16 protein-coding genes are annotated in these 17842 nt (G+C 70.4%); 7 read left to right on the top strand and 9 right to left on the bottom strand.

The window, feature by feature from the left end; all coding sequences use genetic code 11:
• Positions 1 to 269 precede the first annotated feature (269 nt).
• The 4 genes from AC07FN_RS40535 to AC07FN_RS40520 form a co-directional block, all read right to left on the bottom strand.
• Positions 270 to 422: a hypothetical protein gene (locus tag AC07FN_RS40535; protein ID WP_478400439.1), complete on the bottom strand. Its 153-nt coding sequence runs from the start codon at positions 420 to 422 to the stop codon at positions 270 to 272.
• Between the two features lie 16 nt (positions 423 to 438).
• Entirely contained in the window at positions 439 to 1821 is a 1383-nt protein-coding gene (locus tag AC07FN_RS40530; RefSeq protein ID WP_478400438.1) for an NAD-binding protein, read from the bottom strand.
• Positions 1822 to 1971: 150 nt separating this feature from the next.
• On the bottom strand, positions 1972 to 2394 hold the full coding sequence (locus AC07FN_RS40525; protein ID WP_478400437.1) for a hypothetical protein: 423 nt from the start codon (positions 2392 to 2394) through the stop codon (positions 1972 to 1974).
• A gap of 233 nt (positions 2395 to 2627) precedes the next feature.
• Positions 2628 to 3266, bottom strand: coding sequence for a TetR/AcrR family transcriptional regulator (locus AC07FN_RS40520; RefSeq protein ID WP_478400436.1), 639 nt, complete (start codon positions 3264 to 3266; stop codon positions 2628 to 2630).
• 109 nt (positions 3267 to 3375) lie between these two features.
• On the opposite strand from AC07FN_RS40520, the gene AC07FN_RS40515 reads away from it, so the two are divergent.
• The 3 genes from AC07FN_RS40515 to AC07FN_RS40505 all read left to right on the top strand — a co-directional run bounded on the left by AC07FN_RS40515 (position 3376) and on the right by AC07FN_RS40505 (position 6664).
• Positions 3376 to 4584, top strand: coding sequence for a CaiB/BaiF CoA transferase family protein (locus tag AC07FN_RS40515; protein ID WP_478400435.1), 1209 nt, complete (start codon positions 3376 to 3378; stop codon positions 4582 to 4584).
• A gap of 33 nt (positions 4585 to 4617) precedes the next feature.
• Positions 4618 to 5946 carry an SLC13 family permease gene (locus AC07FN_RS40510; RefSeq protein ID WP_478400434.1) on the top strand — a complete coding sequence of 443 codons (1329 nt, stop codon included), beginning with the start codon at positions 4618 to 4620 and terminating at the stop codon, positions 5944 to 5946.
• A gap of 238 nt (positions 5947 to 6184) precedes the next feature.
• Positions 6185 to 6664, top strand: a complete 480-nt coding sequence (locus tag AC07FN_RS40505) for a hypothetical protein (RefSeq protein WP_478400433.1) — start codon at positions 6185 to 6187, stop codon at positions 6662 to 6664.
• 4 nt (positions 6665 to 6668) lie between these two features.
• On the opposite strand, the gene AC07FN_RS40500 is transcribed toward AC07FN_RS40505, so the two are convergent.
• Entirely contained in the window at positions 6669 to 7307 is a 639-nt protein-coding gene (locus AC07FN_RS40500; RefSeq protein ID WP_478400432.1) for a maleylpyruvate isomerase family mycothiol-dependent enzyme, read from the bottom strand.
• A gap of 179 nt (positions 7308 to 7486) precedes the next feature.
• Between AC07FN_RS40500 and uvrA the strand changes: the two genes are divergently transcribed.
• Positions 7487 to 9925: an excinuclease ABC subunit UvrA gene (gene uvrA / locus AC07FN_RS40495; protein ID WP_478400431.1), complete on the top strand. Its 2439-nt coding sequence runs from the start codon at positions 7487 to 7489 to the stop codon at positions 9923 to 9925.
• A gap of 13 nt (positions 9926 to 9938) precedes the next feature.
• On the opposite strand, the gene AC07FN_RS40490 is transcribed toward uvrA, so the two are convergent.
• A complete protein-coding gene (locus AC07FN_RS40490; RefSeq protein ID WP_478400430.1) occupies positions 9939 to 11510 on the bottom strand; it encodes an MFS transporter in 1572 nt (523 codons plus the stop codon).
• A gap of 152 nt (positions 11511 to 11662) precedes the next feature.
• On the bottom strand, positions 11663 to 12562 hold the full coding sequence (locus AC07FN_RS40485) for an alpha/beta hydrolase fold domain-containing protein (RefSeq protein WP_478400429.1): 900 nt from the start codon (positions 12560 to 12562) through the stop codon (positions 11663 to 11665).
• A 222-nt stretch (positions 12563 to 12784) separates the two neighbouring features.
• On the opposite strand from AC07FN_RS40485, the gene AC07FN_RS40480 reads away from it, so the two are divergent.
• Positions 12785 to 13972 carry a lactonase family protein gene (locus AC07FN_RS40480; protein ID WP_478400428.1) on the top strand — a complete coding sequence of 396 codons (1188 nt, stop codon included), beginning with the start codon at positions 12785 to 12787 and terminating at the stop codon, positions 13970 to 13972.
• 288 nt (positions 13973 to 14260) lie between these two features.
• On the opposite strand, the gene AC07FN_RS40475 is transcribed toward AC07FN_RS40480, so the two are convergent.
• Entirely contained in the window at positions 14261 to 15154 is an 894-nt protein-coding gene (locus AC07FN_RS40475) for an NADP-dependent oxidoreductase (protein ID WP_478400427.1), read from the bottom strand.
• A 71-nt stretch (positions 15155 to 15225) separates the two neighbouring features.
• Here AC07FN_RS40475 and AC07FN_RS40470 point away from each other — a divergent pair, with 71 nt between their 5' ends.
• Both AC07FN_RS40470 and AC07FN_RS40465 read left to right on the top strand, forming a co-directional pair.
• Positions 15226 to 15843 (top strand): TetR/AcrR family transcriptional regulator, encoded by a 618-nt coding sequence (locus AC07FN_RS40470; protein ID WP_478400426.1) that lies wholly within the window; start codon positions 15226 to 15228, stop codon positions 15841 to 15843.
• Positions 15844 to 15930: 87 nt separating this feature from the next.
• On the top strand, positions 15931 to 16863 hold the full coding sequence (locus AC07FN_RS40465) for an anti-sigma factor antagonist (RefSeq protein ID WP_478400425.1): 933 nt from the start codon (positions 15931 to 15933) through the stop codon (positions 16861 to 16863).
• Between the two features lie 213 nt (positions 16864 to 17076).
• On the opposite strand, the gene AC07FN_RS40460 is transcribed toward AC07FN_RS40465, so the two are convergent.
• Entirely contained in the window at positions 17077 to 17835 is a 759-nt protein-coding gene (locus tag AC07FN_RS40460; RefSeq protein ID WP_478400424.1) for an IclR family transcriptional regulator, read from the bottom strand.
• Between the last annotated feature and the right edge of the window lie 7 nt (positions 17836 to 17842).

The following is a 17842-nucleotide window of genomic DNA, read 5'->3' as shown; positions in this document are numbered from 1 at the left end:
CTGCTCCAAAGCGTCTTACTGTGCTGGACCGGCGTTTGCCCCACATGCCAAAGAAAACTCCCCAAACGAAGACAAACTTAACGAAGTACTACTAGGTCTCTGTCCGGCATCCCCATGCGGAAGTGCGGGTAGCCTTGCTGCGTGGCCGCGATGGCGGGCGCTGCCCACGATCTTCGCGTCGGCCCTTCGCAGCTAGCGCGCCTGGGCGAAGCCGACCTCGTTGCTCGAACGTCCCGTGTGGACATCCGGTTGCTCTCGGCGGGCGGACGTCAGTTGTAGCCCAGGATCAGGTGGCTCTCTTCGTGGTCGTAGAACGTCGCTTCGGGGTTCTCCTGGCGCGGCGCCGGCTCCGGCTTGGTGTCGGTCGCACCGCCAGCCGAGCCAGGGTTCGTCGCGGTGTCTGCATGGGACTGCTGGGGCATCGTATTGACCTTCCTCTCAGTTCGCGGAAATGGTGACGTTCTCGACGGGACGGGACGCCCATTGCGCGAGGTCGACCACGAGGTCGTCGTCGAACAATGCGCAGGTGCGGTCGCGCAGGGTGAAGACGCTCAGCGGTTTCAGGCCGAGCAGCCTTGCCGCGACGAACGGGCCTGCGATGCGGGTGACGTCGCAGACCGCGCCGATGCGGAACAGCGACTTGGATTCGGCTGTGACGTCGTCCCCTCCGGCGCGCAGCACGATTCGCAGCCGAGGTGCGACGGCTCGGGCCGTGACCGCGACGGCGATGTTCTCCAGGCCGTCGGACGAAACCGTCGCCAGTGCCCTGGCTCTTGGCAAGGCGAGTCGTTGCAGCAAGAAGCGGTCGCCGCCCCGGCCCAGGACCACGGGGATGCCGAGCTCGCGGGCCAGCGGCAGGCACGGTGCGTGGCGGTCTCGTTCGACGGCCACGACGGGGATTCCCATCGCTTGCAGTTCGCAGCACAGCCGCAGTGCGACCTGCCCGAGGCCGACGACCACGACGTGGTTGCGGCGTGGCACCGCGCGGGAGCCGACGATGCCGGTGAGTCGTCGCGACATGAGCCGGTCCACGAAGCCCGCGGTGAACATCGCGGCGAATGCGAGCACGGCGAGCATGGATGCCGCGGAGAGCAGCTTGTACCAGTCCGGGGCGTGCTCGATGGCGGGGGAGGAGCCGACGGTGGTCAGGGTGCGGGTGGCTTGCCAGATCGCGTCGGCCCAGTGCTCGTGCAGGACGGTCCAGGCCAGGGTGCTGTCGAGGGCGAGCACGAGGAGCAGGCCGGCGAATCCGGTGAGCATCGCTCGTGATGAGGTCTCCACGGGCCGGAATTGGCTGCGGAGCAGGTGGAATCGGCTTCGCCACGGGGTGGGCCGATGCGGCGTCCGGCTGACCCGGGTCCCGTCGGCGGTGTGCTCGACGGCCAGGAGCTGGTCGCCCGAGCGTTGGAGGCTGGCGAGGTTCGGTGTGACGCAGGTGCCCAGCAGCGCCGGCACGATCGCGTCCGTCATTCCGAGCACGGTGCAGTTCGGGACGGTGCGGGTGAGTTCGTCCGCGACCGTGCGGTCGAAGATCGTGACGACCAGCCGTACTCCGGGTGCGAGATGCTCTACGAGCAGTGCGTAGCGCAACGCCACGATGTCGTTGCGGGACACCACAGCCACGCCCTCGACGGAGTCCGGTAGTCGGTGTCGCAGCTCATCGTCGTCCGGCCGGTGCAGGCGGTCGACGTGGTTCCCCCAGCGCTGGGCGTGGTCGGCCACCGACCGGCCCAGGTCCTCGTCGTCGCCGATGACGAGGAGGGTGCGGCCTGTCGGCGGCGCTACCTCGTGCTCGGGCGGCGGGCCTGCGTGGTTGACCATCGATCCGTTCACCGTTCCGTCGGCGCGAGCTTGGGAAGATGTTCCGGAAGATTAGAGTTTCGCCGGCCACGAGAAGCTTGTTCGATCGGCTACTGTTGTCCGCACCCGGCTGTCCGGTCGAACAAGCCCCCGCGGCGCGACGACCCGCCGTCAGGTCCCGTCGGACAGGTGGGCGCTGATCGCCTCGAACATCCGCAGCGACGCGAGGTGCTTCCAGCGTTCCAGCGGCGCAGGCCAGCTGGAGAGCTTGACGCCCACCACGTCGTTCGCGCGGTCGAGGTAGACGAGTTGGCCGTGGATGCCCAGGCACAACGCCACGTCGCCGCCCGCCCTGGGGAACCAGAACTTGCTGCGGTACGCCCCGCCCGGCAGCCCGTGCGCATCGGCGGACGCGGCGAAGGCCTCCGCCGCGTCCGGTGCGCCGGTGAAGATGTCCGCCACCCACTGCGCGGGCACCACCTGCTCACCGGCGAGCGAGGTGCCGTCCGCCAGGATCATCGCGCCGAAGCGGGCGAAGTCGCCGAGCGTGGCGCAGATTCCGCCGTCGAACAGCCCGGTGCCCTCGGAGTCCACGGCGATGAAGGCGCAGCGCCTGCGTGATCGAACTGCTCCGCGAGCAGATCAGCGACCGGATGGATCCGGTGCCGCTCGATGCGCACCCCTGGGACGTCGCGATGCGATGTGGCACGGGTTTTCCGCGCCGCGGTCGGCTAATCGTCCAGTGTGGACGTCTTGGCTGATGAGCCACGCCGAGCTTGCCGACCGTCGACAGTGGCCGATCCGCGCGATTTCGCCCGCCCGCCGGTTCAGGACGCGTGGTCCGGATCTGCTCCGGGCAGGTCGTCGCCTGCGAGTCCGGCGACGAGTCGCTCGTACACGGCGCCGGCTCGCTCGTCGAGCTCGTCGGGCTCGACGCCGAGTTCGCGGGCGATCGTCTCGCGGAAGATGCAGTAGCCCAGGTAGGTGGCCGCGGTCATCGCGTGCAGGACGTCGGCGTCGGCATCCGGCGGCAGCGCGCCGGTCGCGCGGTCGCGGTCGAGCGCCTGCCGGGTGCGTTCCAGCGCGGGGAAGAGCACGAGCTGGTCGTCGCCCTCCAGGGCGAGGAGGGCCTCCAGCTTGGGCAGGTCGGGCTGCTGGAGCGCCGAATTCCACATCGCCGTGCGCCGCTGCGCGAACGGCTGCTCCCAATGCGTGTCGCGGTCGAGCGTCGACTGCTGGAGGAGGCGGGTGATCGCCGCCCGCAGCAGTGCGTGGCGGGAGCCGAAGTACTGGTAGATCTGCCCGTGGTTCACCCCCGCCTCCGTGGCGACGTCCCGCAGCGCGACCCCTTCGAGGAGCCCGTCGCGCCGCATGATCCGCAGTGCGGCGTCGAGCAGGTCGGACTCGGTCTCCTCGCGCGAGCGACGCCGTCGGCGGGGCTTCGCCGCGGTGGCCTCGTCGGACATCGCGCCTCCCGGTCTCTTGACTGCCTTGCCCAGCACATCCTACTGTTCCGTTAATAACGAATCGTTAATAACTAACCGTTAATAAAGAGATGCTCGCAGGAGGTGGATTGTGTCGGAGGATCGCCTGCCGCTCGAAGGCATCCGCGTGCTGGACCTCGCGACCGTGCTCGCCGCGCCGGTCACGGCGACGATGCTGGGGGACTTCGGGGCCGAGGTCGTCAAGGTCGAGGAACCCGGCCGCGGCGACTTCACCCGGGACGGGCCGGGCTCGTCGGCCACCGGGCGCCGCTCGCTGCAGTGGATCCAGGAGGGGCGCAACAAGAAGTCCGTGACGATCGACCTGCGGACCGCGCGCGGCCAGGAGCTGATGCGCGACCTGGTGCCGCACTTCGACGTGGTCGTCATGAACTTCCGCCCGCCCACCGCGGAGAAGTGGGGACTGAGCCCGGAGCGCCTCCAGGAGATCAATCCGCGGGCGGTGCTGGTCCTGGTCACCGGTTACGGGATGTCGGGACCGTTCCGCGACCGGGGCGCCTTCGACCGCATCGCCAGCGCGTACTCCGGGCTCACCTACGTCAGCGGCGAACCCGACGGGGACCCGACCCGCACCGGGTACGCCGTGATCGACTACATGGCCGCCTACCTCGCGGCGTTCGCGACCGTCACGGCGCTGTACGAGCGGGACCGCAACGGCGGCACGGGGCAGGTCGTGGATCTGGGCCTGTACGAAGCGGGATTCCGCGCCGCCGAGAATTCGCTGCTGACCTACGCCGCGCTCGGGAAGGTCCGGGAGCGGCACGGAAACCGGAACCTCCAGGTCGTCCCGGCCAGCGACTTCGACACCGCCGACGGACGGCGGATCTCGGTGCACGCCGGCACCGACGCGCTGTTCCGCAAGCTGGCGACCGTCCTGGAAATGCCGGAGCTCGCGGCGGATCCGAGGTACGCGACCCGCGACGCCCGCGTCGATCACCAGGATGAGCTGTACGCCGCGATCGCGGCGTGGGCGGGCAGGTTCCCCGCCGATGACGCCGTCCGGATCCTCAACGACGCCGGGGTGCCGGCCTCGCCGATCATGAGCGTCGCCGACATCGCCGCCGACCCGCACTACCGGGAGCGCGGGACGATCACCACCGTCGTGGACGACGACTGGGGCGAGCTGCCGATGGTCGCCCCGCTGCCGCGGCTCAGCAGGACCCCCGGGCGGATCAGGTCGCTGGGGCCGCGCCTGGGGGAGCACACCGACTCGGTGCTGACCGATCTGCTCGATCTAGACCAGCACGCCGTGGCCGCCCTGCACGCCGACGGCGTCATCTGACCTCCGCAACGACGCAGAAGGACATGGCACCGAATGACCCCATCGCTGCTCTCGATCGTGGTGCTCGCCCTGCTGTTCCTCGGCGCCTTCGTGCCGCGCTTCAGCCTGGCCCTCGCGGCCCTCCCCGCCACCTTCCTGGTCGCGGCCATCGCCGGTGTCGGCATCGACGAGCTGTTCGGCTTCTTCCCGGTCGACTTCGTCGTCCTGATCGTCGGGATCTCCGCGCTGTTCGTGGTCGTCCAGACGACCGGCACCACGGACTGGCTCCTGTCCCGCGCATTGCGACCGATCGGGCACCGAACGGCCTTGATCCCGCTGTTGCTATTCGTCGTCGCGGCGCTCATCACCGCGATCGGAACACTGCCCGCCGCGGTCATCGCGATCATGGCGCCGATCACGCTCGGCCTCGCGGCCAAGCGCGGGCTGCCGCCGATGCTGCTCTGCCTGACCATGCTCAACGGCGTGATGTGCGGGCTGTTCTCGCCGATCGCGGTGTTCGGCGCGACCATCCCGCGGCTCATGTCGAAGGCCGGCATCGAGCTGCCTTCCAGCGCCGCGCCGGTGTTCTTCTTTTCCGCGCTCGGCACCGGTTTCTCGCTGTGCCTCGCCGCGATGGTCGTGGGAAGGCGCTCGATCCGAGCGGCGGGAAGCGCCGCACCGGAACTTTCGACCGTTCCCGCCGCACCGGGGCGTGCGGCAACCGATTCCGCGGCGGGCACCGCCGTGCTGACCGAACCCGAGCGCGTCGTCGCGGTGGCGCAGCCGTCCGCGCCCGGCCGGCTCGCCCTGTGGAGCTGCATCACCGCGCTGGTCGTGCTCGTCGTCGGCGGCGTGGTGTTCGCGGTGAACCTGGGATTGCTCGGCCTGACCCTCGCGTTCGCCCTCCAGCTCCTGCTGCGCCTCGAACCGGCATCGATCATCCGCCGACTGCCCTGGGAGATCATCCTCCTGATCGCCGGCCTGCTGACCTACGTCGGGCTCATGGAGCACCTCGGCGCCTTCGACCAGATCACCGCCGCGCTGAACATCGCGGGCTCTCCGATGCTTTCCCTGCTCGTCGTCTGCTTCATCGCCGGTTTGACGTCCTTCTTCGCCTCATCGATCGCCGTCATCGCGACGGCCGTTCCGCTCATCGCGCCGCTCGTGACCGCCGGCGTGTCGCCGGTGGCGGCGATCGTCGCCACCGCACTCTCCGCAGTGCTCGTCGACGTCAACCCCCTCGGCATCACGGGCGCGCTCCTGCTCGGATCCGCCGAGCCCGAACACCGCACCCGCCTCTTCCGGCACCTGATGACCTACGGGCTGTGTTCGATCGTCCTCGGGCCACTGCTCGCCTGGTCCACCTTCGGATGGGCCCTCTGACCGGCCTCGGGGAACCTCGTGAGGCCTGTTCGGGCATCTGCCGTGGGACTGGTTGTGCCCTCGCGGTCATTCCTGCCGCGGGACTGCGCCGGCAGGCTCGGGCGGGGATCGAGATGCGAGGAGAGCGTCATGCGCGCGCAAGACCAGGTTCCTGACAAGGCTGGTTCACCGCTGGACCGAGGGCACGCCGCAGGCGCTCCACGGCGAACCGATGAGGGTGCCTGAGGTACTCCGCGGCATGAAGGCCGCAGAGGTGCGACCCACCCACTGGGAAGGGGAGCCCGGTTCGGACGCCGACGCCATCGCCCACCTCGGCGGCTGGTTCGTCGGGGAGATCAAGAAGGTCGAGCCGAAGTGGTACCGGGGCAAGGCCGGGAACTGGTCCGGGGCCGAGCTCGAGGACGGCGCTCACGACTTCAGCGCCTCGTACTACTACTGGGCGGATTTCAACCTCTTCTACGGTCCCAGTAGGGACATCCGCGGCGACGACCCGGAGGGGATCGCCGCGCAGTACCAGGAAATGAAGGACTTGAACGACCTGATCGCGGGAATGGTCAAGAACGAGGTCGGGGACGAGAAGAAGATCCAGGCCGTCATCAGCAGGTTCCAGATGCTCGCGCAGCAGCGCAAGACGAGAACCCCCGACGACCCGAGCAAGTGGGCGATGAACGGCGGCAGGTGGGTCCGCCGATCGGCGAAGGGCCGCTGGGCCTCGTAGCCGATCAGCCGGCCGTGTCCCGGGCGGTCTTCAGCTCCGCGACCCCCGGTCCGTCGAGGTCTGCCAGCGCCGCTCGCCGCCCGGAGATCGCCAGGAGCAGGGAAAGCGCGGTTCCGGTCGCTTCCGGGCCGTTTCCGATCGACACGTCGGCGTCCGTCGCCGTCAGGCGGATGCGGGACGTCAGCTCCTTGGCCCCGCCGAAGGACGCCGGGGTGCGGGCCTGCAGGCGGAGCGACCGGACCACGGCCTCCGGCCGGTAGCGGCGGGTTAGGCCCAAGGGGCGGCGGATGTCCTCGCCGTGGACGACCTCCTCCACGAGCCGGCTGTCGAGCGGCGCCGGCGGGGTCGACGTCCGCGACGCCACCTGGCGAAGCCGCTCCAGCGTCTCCTGCGGCGTGGCGCCGCGCTCGCGCTCCACGCCGCGTGCGTTCTGGCGGTCGAAGTCGAACCGCGCCCGGACGAGGCCGGCCACGAACCCGAGGCGCGTCGTCCGCGCCGAGTCGACCAGGTGGGCCACCACGTCGTGCACCGTCCACCCCTCGCAGAGCGAGGGCTCCGACCACTGCCGTCCATCGAGGTGCGCGAGGTCGTCGAGCAGCGCGGCACGCTCCGCGTGCACCACCGCCCAGATGTCGTCCTGCACGGCTTCTCCTTCGTTCGAGCGCGTTGTCCGCCAGGTGTGACTCCCGGCACGGCGCGGAATCGTCGCTCGGTGAGCGGGGTCACCGCGACATCTCAGGCCCTGGAGGGCGTGGCGCACCTCCGGCTCCTGCTCGGTAGCGTGTGGTGGCCCGCGATTCATCTACCTGTGAGGACGCAGCAGTGCCAGACCACGACAGCTCGATGGTGCGCCTGCGCGGGGTGCGGGTGCACAACCTGCGCGGGGTCGACGTCGACTTCCCGCGCGACGCGCTGGTCGCCGTCACCGGCGTCTCTGGGTCGGGCAAGTCGTCGCTGGCGTTCGGCACCGTCTACGCCGAGGCGCAGGCGCGGTACCTGGAGTCGGTCGCGCCGTACGCGCGGCGGCTCATCGACCAGGCCGGCACGCCCGATGCCCGCGAGATCACGGGATTGCCGCCGGCCGTCGCGTTCCAGCAGGCCCGCGGTGTCGCCCAGGCCCGTTCCACGGTGGGCACCGTGACCGTGCTGTCGAATTCCCTGCGGTTGCTGTTCTCCCGCGCCGGCACCTATCCCGCCGGAGCCGAGCGGCTGGACTCGGACGCCTTCTCGCCGAACACGCCGGCCGGCGCGTGCCCGCGGTGCCACGGCCTCGGCCGGATCCACGAGGTCAGCGAGGACTCGCTGGTGCCGGATCCGGGGCTGTCCATCCGGGAGAAGGCGATCGCCGCGTGGCCGGGTGCCTGGCAGGGCAAGAACTACCGCGACATCCTGGCCGTGCTCGGCTACGACGTCGACCGGCCGTGGCGCGAGCTGCCCCAGGCCGACCGCGAGTGGATCCTGTTCACCGACGAGCAACCCGTCGTCACGGTGCACCCCGAGCGCACGGCGGAACGCATCCAGCGCCCCTACCAGGGCACTTACCAGAGCGCCCGCCGATACGTCCTGCACACGCTGGCGACCACCCAGAGCACGACGCTGCGCAACCGGGCCCTGCAGTACGTGGAGGTGCTGCCGTGCCCGGCCTGCGACGGCTCGGGATTGCGGCCCGAAGCGCTGGCGGTGACGTTCGCCGGCGCCAACATCGCCGACCTCGCCGCGCTCCCGCTGACCGTGCTCGCGGAGAAGCTTCGCGCCGAGCAGGACGACAGCGTCGCGCGGGTCGTGGTCGAGGACCTGCTGGCCCGCATCGAGGCGCTGGTCGAACTCGGCCTGGGCTACCTCGCCATGGACCGCGCCACCCCGACGCTCTCGGCCGGTGAGCTGCAGCGGCTGCGGCTGGCGGCGACGCTGCGCTCCACGCTCTTCGGCGTCGTCTACGTGCTCGACGAGCCGTCGGCCGGATTGCACCCCGACGACACCCAGGCGCTGCTGCGCGTGCTCGACCGGATCCGGGCGGCAGGCAATTCGCTGCTCGTCGTCGAGCACGAGCCGGAGATCATCCGCCACTCCGACTGGCTCGTCGACGTCGGTCCCGGGGCCGGCGAGCACGGCGGGCGCGTGCTCTACAGCGGCCCGCTGGACGGGCTGCGGACGTCCGCGGACTCGGTGACGCGCGCCCACCTCTTCGATCCGCCGGCTCCGGTCGGCAAGCGGCGCACCCCGGCCGGGAAGATCGAGCTGCGCGGGGTGAGCAGGCACAACCTGGTCGAGACCGACGTGGATTTCCCGCTCGGCGTCTTCACCGCCGTCACCGGCGTGTCCGGATCGGGCAAGACGACGCTGGTCACCGGCATCCTGGCGGCCGCCGTCCGGGACCACCTCGGCGCGTCCCGCAGCCATGCGGGCGACGACGAGGAGCCGGCCGCCGACACGTCCCGGCACGTTCGCAGCATCACCGGCCTGGACGCGATCAACAGGCTGGTCGAGGTCGACCAGCGCCCGATCGGACGCACGCCGCGGTCGAACCTCGCGACCTACACCGGACTGTTCGACGGGGTGCGGAAGCTGTTCGCCGCCACCGACGAGGCCCGCCGGCGGAAGTACTCGGCGGGCCGGTTCTCGTTCAACGTGGACGGTGGGCGCTGCGAAACCTGCCAGGGCGAAGGAGCGGTGGCCGTCGAGCTGCTGTTCCTGCCCAGCAGCTACTCGCCGTGCCCCGCCTGCCACGGCGCCCGCTACAACCCGGAGACCCTCGAGATCCGCTACCGGGACAAGTCGATCGCCGACGTGCTCGCCCTGACCGTCGACGATGCCCGAGACTTCTTCGCCGACGTGCCGGCGGTCGCGCGCAGCCTGGAGACCCTCCACGACGTCGGGCTGTCGTACCTGACGCTCGGCCAGCCCGCCACCGAGCTCTCCGGCGGCGAGGCGCAGCGGATCAAGCTGGCGACCGAGCTGCAGCGAACGCGCCGCGGCCACACCCTGTTCGTCCTCGACGAGCCCACCACGGGCCTGCACCCGGCCGACGTCGAGGTGCTGATGCGCCTGTTGCACGCGCTGGTCGACGCGGGCAACACGGTCGTGGTGATCGAGCACGACATGACCGTCGCCGCGGGCGCGGACCACGTGATCGACCTCGGTCCCGGGGGTGGCGACGAAGGCGGTTCGGTGGTGGCCGTCGGCGCTCCGGCGGAAGTGGTCCGCGCCGGCGCCGGCCGCACCGCGCCGTACCTGCGGGAGGTCCTCGAAACCGCGGGCTGAATCCGTTGCTGCGTCAGCCTTCCCGGTCCTTCGGTTCCGCTTCCTGTTGCGGCTTCGGCAGATTCCGCTCGCTGATCAGCACGAGCGCGACACCCATGGTGATGACGGCGAGGGCCGCCGAAGCGAACAGCACGGCCGATGCGCTCGCGGCGAAGGCCTCCTCGAAGACCCGCTGAAGGCCTTCGCGGGCTTCCGGCGGTGCGAGTTCCAGCGCGCGCTGCGCGTCGCCTTCGGCCGCTGCCGCCGAGATGGCGTCGTGCCGGCCCGCGGGCAGGTCCGCGGTCGCGACGACACCGGCGAGCCCGGCCTTGTAGAGCACGCCGAGGCCGGCGGTGCCGATCCCGGCGCCGATCGAAGCCAGGCTGGTCATCGTGCCCGCGACCATCCCGGACCGCTGCTCGTCGGTCACGTTCATCGCGACGGAGAAGATCGGGGCGCCCGCGATGCCGCCGCCGGTGCCCCACAGCAGCAGCGGGAACACCAGTGACCAGGCCTGCGTGGTGGGGCCGAAGGTCAGCGCCATCCAGGCGGCGCCGACGGCCTTGCAGGCGTAGCCGATGGCGATCACGGGGCCGGACGGCAGCCAGGCCTGCATCCTGCCGCCGAGCATGCCGGCCGCCATCTGCGCGACGAACACCGGCGCGAGCAGGACGCCGCTGGCGGTGGGGGACAGGTGCAGCGAGTTCTGGAAGTACTGCACGAAGTACACCGTGCCGCCGATGGTCAGCACCCGGGACATGAAGATGGTGAAGGCCGCGCCGGTGAACGCGGGCTTGGTGAACAGCCGCAGGTCCAGCGTCGGGTTGCGGACCCTGCGCTGCACGACCACGAACGCCGCGAGCAGCACCACGGCCACGGCGAGCTGGACCAGCGTCGAGGAAGCGGTCCAGCCCTGCTGCTCGCCGCGCAGCAGCGCGAAGTTGAGCACCGCCAGCCCGGCGATCAGCAGCGCGGTGCCGCCCCAGTCCAACGAGCCGATCTTGCCGCCGCCACCGGCGTCGCGGGGCAGGGTGCGCAGCCCGATGGCGAAGGCGGCGATCCCGAACGGCAGGTTGATCAGGAAGATCGCGCGCCAGTCCAGGACGTCGATGAGGGTGCCGCCGAGCAGCGGCGCGATCAGGCCGACCGCGGTGGACATCGTGGTCCAGGTCGCGATGGCCATGTTGCGGCGCTGGCCGTCGTAGGCGTGCGAGAGCAGCGGGAGGGCGTTGGACATCAGGATCGCGCCGCCGATTCCCTGCACCGCCCGGGCGAAGTCGAGCACCAGCGCGTTCGACGCCGATCCGCAGGCCAGCGAGGCGAGGGTGAACAGCGCGATGCCGGTGAGGTAGACGCCGCGGCGGCCCAGCCGGTCCGACAGCGTCCCGGTCACCTGGGTGACCGCGCCCATTGTGATCATGTAGGCCACGACGACCCACTGGATGTCGGCCAGGGTGCCGCCGAGATCGGCCTGGATGCCGGCCAGACCGATGGTCACGATGGTCATGTCGATGACCACCAGGGCCGTGGCGATCACGACCAGTGCGAGCAAGGCGCGGGACCGGGCGGCCGACGGCCCGGCATCGGTCTCCGTCGTCGGAGCCACGATTCCCTCCAGTGATAAGACGATCGCGGACGGTGTCGATCTTCCGCGGATGAGGTTAGCCTCACTTCACTGATTCATGCAAATATGCGCCTAAACGCATTAGTTGGGCCCGGTGCTGGTGGCCTGCGTGCTCGTCGATGTGGCCGCGCGGGTCAGCCGGTGGCGCGGCGCACGTGGCCGGCGATGAGGCCGTACATACGCTCGGTGAGCGCACGAGTGCCGAAGCTCATGATGTTGTAGCCGTGGTCCGTGCCGGCGACGTCGTGGTGCTCCACCAGCGCGCCCACGGCGTCGAGCGCCTCGGCGTACCTGATCCCCTCGTCGCGGAGCCGGTCGTACTCGCAGGTGATGACCACGGCGGGGGCGATCCCGGCGATGCCTGCCGCGGTGGTGCCCCAGGCGGGCGAGATGAGGCGATCGCGCCGGACCTCGGGGTCGGGCGCGTACGCCGGGTCGAACACGTCCGACATCCAGGGGCGGATCACCGCTTTGCCCGTGGGGCTCCGCTTGTGAGCGGCGTGGGTGACCAGGTCCAGCGGCGCGTAGTGCAGTACCTGGAGCGAGATCGCGGGCCCGCCGCCTTCGAGGGCGAGACGGGCCGCGGCCGCGGCGAGGGAACCTCCCGCGCTCTGGCCGCCGACGGACAGCCGTCGCCCGTCCCAGTCGCGATCCTGCCGCGACGCCCAGGTGACGACGTCGAAGACCTGCTCCACGGGAATGGGGAAGGGGTGCCGGGGCGCGACGGAGTAGTCCACGTTGAGCACGACGACCCCGGCCTCGGCCGCCAGGTAGCGGCACCACGGGTCGTCCTGCTCGGGGTGCGCGATGACGAACCCGCCGCCGTGGACGTTGACGTGGACCGCCGGTTTCCCGGCCGCGCCGGGGAAGTACGCGGTGCACGGGACGTTTCCGCGGCGCGTCGGCACTTCGATGGTGCGCTTGTGCGCCGGAATCTCGTCGAAGCGCAGTTCCGGTTTCAGCCGCGGTGTCATGAGCCGGTTGAGCACCCGGGTCGCGATGTCGACGACGAACGGCTTCGACAGCAGGGACATTCCGGCTCCAGACCTCCGAGAGCGGTGGGGTTTCCGGACCTCATCCAACCGCCCGCAACGCCGGGTGCTGCCGCGGTGCGGAGAAAGGCACAGCCGATTCGCGCGGTGGGGTGAACGGTGCGCCGAACCGCCGCACTTGTTCGGGCCAAGCGTCGTCTTGTCCGGCCTCGCGCAGGCGGTGATCGTGGTGGCAACCGGGGCGGAACGGAGACAGTGAGCGCGATGGAGAACAGCCAGCAGATCGGCCGAGCCGCGTTTCTTCGCCTGGCCGGGCTCGGAATCGTCGCGGCGGGCGCGAGTTCCCCGCTGCGGGCCCGAGAAGCCCTGGCGGACACCACGGCCGCGCGAACGCTCGCGGCCTACAGCGGCAACTTCAGCACCGCCATCGAGCTGGCCGGCCTGAATCTCGACGACGGGCGGTTGACGGGCACGGGCGCGGCTCCCGGCGTGGACAGCCCGGCCTTCCTGATCTTCAACGCGGACGGCACCAGGGTGTACGCGGTCAACGACACCAACGACGGCCGGGTGACCGCGCTGTCCGTCGAGCCCGGCGGCGGCCTCACCGTGCTGGGCAGCCGGCCGGCCGGCGCCTCGATGCCGACCCACCTCGCCGTGCATCCCGGCGGGCGGCACCTGATCGTCGCCAACTACGGCAGCGGGAGCACCGCGGTGTTCCCGATCCTGGCCGACGGCGCGCTCGGCCCGCGTATGGATCTCGTGCAGTACGAGGGAAGTGGGCCGGTGCCCGGCCGACAGGAAGACCCGCACGCGCACATGGTGGCCATCACTCCTGAAGGTCGCTACGTGCTGGTGCCCGACCTCGGCGCGGACCGGATCCACGTGCACGCCCTCGACGCGACGACCGGAAAGCTCGATACCCTCGGCGAAGCGCAGTTGCGCCCCGGCGCGGGGCCCCGGCACCTGGTCTTCCACCCCACGGCGCCGTTCCTCTACGTCGCCGGCGAACTCGACTCCACCGTGACCGTCTGCGCCTACGACGCCGACCGGGCGGCGGTGACGCCGGGCCAGGTGGTGTTCACGGTTCCCGACGGCGTCCGGGAGAACTTCCCGGCCGAGATCCTGATCTCGGTCGACGGCCGGTTCGTCTACGTCTCCAACCGCGGGCACGACAGTATCGCGAGGTTCGCCGTCGAGGCGGACGGCGAACGACTTCGCCTCGTCGACACCGTTTCCTGCGGCGGCCGGTGGCCCCGGCACATCGCCGTCACGCCGGACGGCCGGTGGATGTACGCGAGCAACCAGAACTCGAACTCGGTGACGGCGTTCCGGGTGGATCCGGCCAGCGGAGAGATTTCCCCGGCGGGAGAACCGTTTTCCACGCCGAGCCCGGTCTGCCTGCTCATCGGCGGCGCCGTCGGCCGAACGCCGCGCCGAGGCGCTCATCGGTAGATTTCCGCGATATCCGTCCGCCAGGTCCGCAGGCCGCGGACCTTGCTGGGCGGCCCGGTCCGCGAGAGTCGAACCTAGCGCCCGCTCCGGAGACGAGTCGACCATGGTCGCCCGGCCACTGGCGAAACCCTTGATCAGCCGGGCGACCCGACCAGGTCGGTCATTGCGCGAAGGGCATGCTGCGAGCACCGGCTCGAAGACCTGACGCCATCCCGGCCCGGCGGACTCGGCGGTGGGAAGCGCGTTCACCACCGCCGAGGAATCCGGATTGCCGGGCCGTGCAACGGCTCAGACGACCACGACCCGGCGCCCGCGCGTGTGACCGGCACGGCTGTCGATGTGCGCCGCCGCGGCCTCGGCGAGCGCGTACGACTTCTCGACCGGGATGTGGAGCTTTCCCCGCGAGATGAGGTCGGCGGCTTCGGCGAGCGCTTCCGGCACGCTCCCGGCCACACCGGAGAATCGGACGCCGAGCTCCGGCGCGCCGAGATCGGCGATGGAGATCACCTTCTGCGGATCCCCGGTCAGCTCGACGAGCTCGCGGATCACGCCCGAACCGGCCAGGTCGAGAGCCGCGTCGACAGCGCCGAGCTGGCGCACCCGCTCGGTCCAGCCCTCGCCGTACGTCGTGGCGATGGCACCCAGGCCGCGCAGGTAGTCCTGGTTCGCGGCCCCAGCCGTGCCGATCACCGTGATGCCGCGGTCGCGGGCGATCTGCAGCACCGCCGATCCGACCCCGCCGGACGCGCCACTGACCAGCAGCGTTTGCCCGGGCCGCACGCCGACCTCGCGGATGATGCGCAGCGCGGTCTCCACCACGGAGGGGTAACCGGCCGCCTCTTCGAACGTCAGGCCCTCGGGCATGCGGGCCCAGGCCGACAGCACGGCGAACTCGGCATAGGTGCTCGAACCTTCGCCGAACACGTGGTCGCCGACCTCGACCCCTTCGACACCCTCGCCGACCTCGTCCACCACCCCGGAGGCGTCGAGCCCGACCCCGGCGGGCAACTCGATCGGACGGGACTCCTGGAACTGGCCTTCGCGGATCCTCCAGTCGATGGGGTTCACGCCCGCCGCCCGCACGGCGATGCGCACCTGACCGGGGCCCGTGTGGGGCTCCTCGGCGTCTACGAGTTGCAGGACGTCCGGACCGCCGAACTCGGCGAAGCTCACTCTCTTCATGCGATCGACCGTAGCACTAACGGTTAGTCTTTAAAAACGGTTACGCTTTTGTGTCTGATAGCGTCAGCGGCATGACCGTGCCGTCCGGACGTCGTGAGCGCAAGAAGGCCGCGACCCGCCAGAAGATCGCTGACACCGCCCTGCGGCTCTTCCTGGAACGCGGGTACGACGCGGTGGGCATCCGCGACGTGGCCGCTGAGGCCGACGTGGCCGTCACCACGCTCTTCTCCCACTTCGCCTCGAAAGAGGCCCTGGTGTTCGAGCAGGACGAAGACTTCGAGCAACGCCTCGCGCAGGCGGTCACCGGCCGGGCGCCGCACGAGCCGCTCATCCCCGCGCTGCGCCACGAGATCCAGGCCCTGGTGCGGCATTGCACGGCGGACAGCGCCGCCCCGATCTGGCGCATGGTCGACGAATCACCCGCCCTGCGGGAGTACGAGGAGTCGATGCGGCTGCGCCACGCGGAGTCGCTGGCAACGGCCATCGCCGCCGATCCCGGCCTGTCGCTGACCACAACGGCCTGCCGGACGATCGCGAGGTTCGTGATCGACGCCTATTCGCTGGCCCGCGAGGCGGCCGATCCGGAGGCCGCGGTGGACGAGATCTTCCGCATGATCGAGGCGGCCTGGGAGATCGCCCGCCCGTCTCGAACTGTCCCTCCAGGTAGGACGGAGGCCGGTCGGGGCTGAGGGATCGGCGCGGGGACGGTGTTCGCCGGAACGCACCGTCGGCCCGCTCGCGTTGGCATACTCGGAGCAGTCGCTCAGGAGGTGCCGATGGAGCTGGGACTGACCAACACCACGCTGCCCGGTGGAATCACCTTGATCGAGGTGACCGGTGAGCTCGACGTCTACACCGCGCCGACCCTGCGGAACCGGCTGACCGATGCGGTCAACGGCGGCGAGTACCGGTTGATCGTGGATCTGACCGGGGTGGAGTTCCTGGACAGCACGGGGCTCGGCGTGCTGGTCGGCGGCCTGAAGCGGGTGCGAGCCCACGACGGCGCCCTGGTCCTGGTGTGCAGCGCCGAGCGGATCCTCAAGATCTTCCGGGTGACGGGCTTGACCAGGGTCTTCCAGATCGAACCGGACGTTGCCTCGGCCCGGGCCCGGTGCGCCGACCGCGCGGCCTCTCTCGCCCGGCCGGAACCCGACCTCGAATCCGTCGGCTGGCACTGGGTTCCCGGCCGGATCTACCTGAGCGACGAGCAAGGCCACCAGGACGTGCAGGCCGCGGCGGAACGGGTGCTCGAAGCCTTCGGCCTGGAATTCGGCCACGCTTTCACGCCCGAGTACGGGTCGTGGTTCGGCGAGTTCCTGATCCGGTTGAAGAACTCGGGCGCGCTGCCGACCAAGGAGGAGCAGTTCCTCAAGCTCAGCAGGGCGTTGGAACTGCGCGTGCTGGACCGGCAGCAGGCCGAGGTCGACGCCGCTCAGGGAGCGGCCGTGGCGGGCCTGATCCAGTCGCTGAAAGACACCCCGCGAGCCGTCGTGCAGATCGGCTCGGTGCTGCTGGTCAAGGTGGACGAGGTGATCGTGGTGCGCAACCTGACCCAGGTCGAACTGGCGCACTGGGAACGCAACCCCGCCCTGTTCCGCGATCCCGCCGCCGCCCTGCTGGAACTCCAGCAGGCGACGTCCGATGACGCCGCGGCCCTGCCTCCGAGCAACAACCACGAACGAACGGCATCTCCCCACCGCACCGCATGACGCCGCCTCCGCCGTCGGGTCGCGAACGCTCAGCGCCGGATGGTGGCGTGCTTGCGGTGATGCCGGCCATGACCAGGGCCCGTGACCTGCGACTCGAGATCTACCGGGGCGCTCCCGTGGTCTGAGCTTGATTTCCAGCCCGGGTCGGCGCTGCTCGTGGTTCCTTCGTTGAGCACTCTCCTGGAGAAGACGGTGACCGCTGGGTGACTCCGGCTACCGGAGCTGCTTGCGGCGCGCGATGGTGCTGTGCAGCGCCTCCGCGGTCGCGCGCACGGTGGTGGCTTGGGTTTCGGGGCGGAAGCGGCTGGTCGGTCCGGTGACGCTGATCGCCGCGATGGGTTCGGTGGTCTCCCCGAACACGGGGGCGGCCACGCATGCGATGCCCAATGCGGATTCCTCGTGCTCGAACGCCACCCCGGCCTCGACCACTCTGGACAGCTGACGGCGCAGGATTCCCGGGGCGACAACGGTGTGCGGGGTGCGCCGGGGCATCGGTGCCGCCAGCACTTCCCGCTGCACCTCCGGATCGGCGTGGGCGAGCAGTGCTTTGCCGATCGCCGCGCAGTACAACGGCAATCGACCGCCGGTCCGGGACGGGGCGTTGGCCTGGCGGTGCCCGCCGATCTTCGCGACGTATACGACGTCGTGACCTTCGCGGACGCCGAGGTGCACCGTCTCGTGGGTTCGCTCGTACAGGTCTTGCAGGAACGGCATCGCGACATCGAGCAGGCTGCGTTCAAGCGAAGCGAGCATGCCGAGTTCGAACAGCCCGCCGCTGAGCCGGTAGCCGCCGTCGACCCGGTCGAGCAGTCGGTTCGCGACCAGATCGCGCGCTAGGCGGTGCACGGTCGCTTTGTGCAAGCCCGTCCGGCGGACCAGTTCCGCGAGGGCTATGACGTGGTCTTCCGGCCGGAAAGCCCGCAGGATCGTTACGGCCTTGCCGAGCACGGTGTCGAGGTTTGCGCCCGTCATCGCCCGA

It is taken from the genome of Saccharopolyspora sp. NPDC045941 (genome assembly GCF_056431445.1).
The sequence above is the reverse complement of the archived record's forward strand: the minus strand, read 5'-3'. Positions and strand labels throughout refer to the sequence as shown.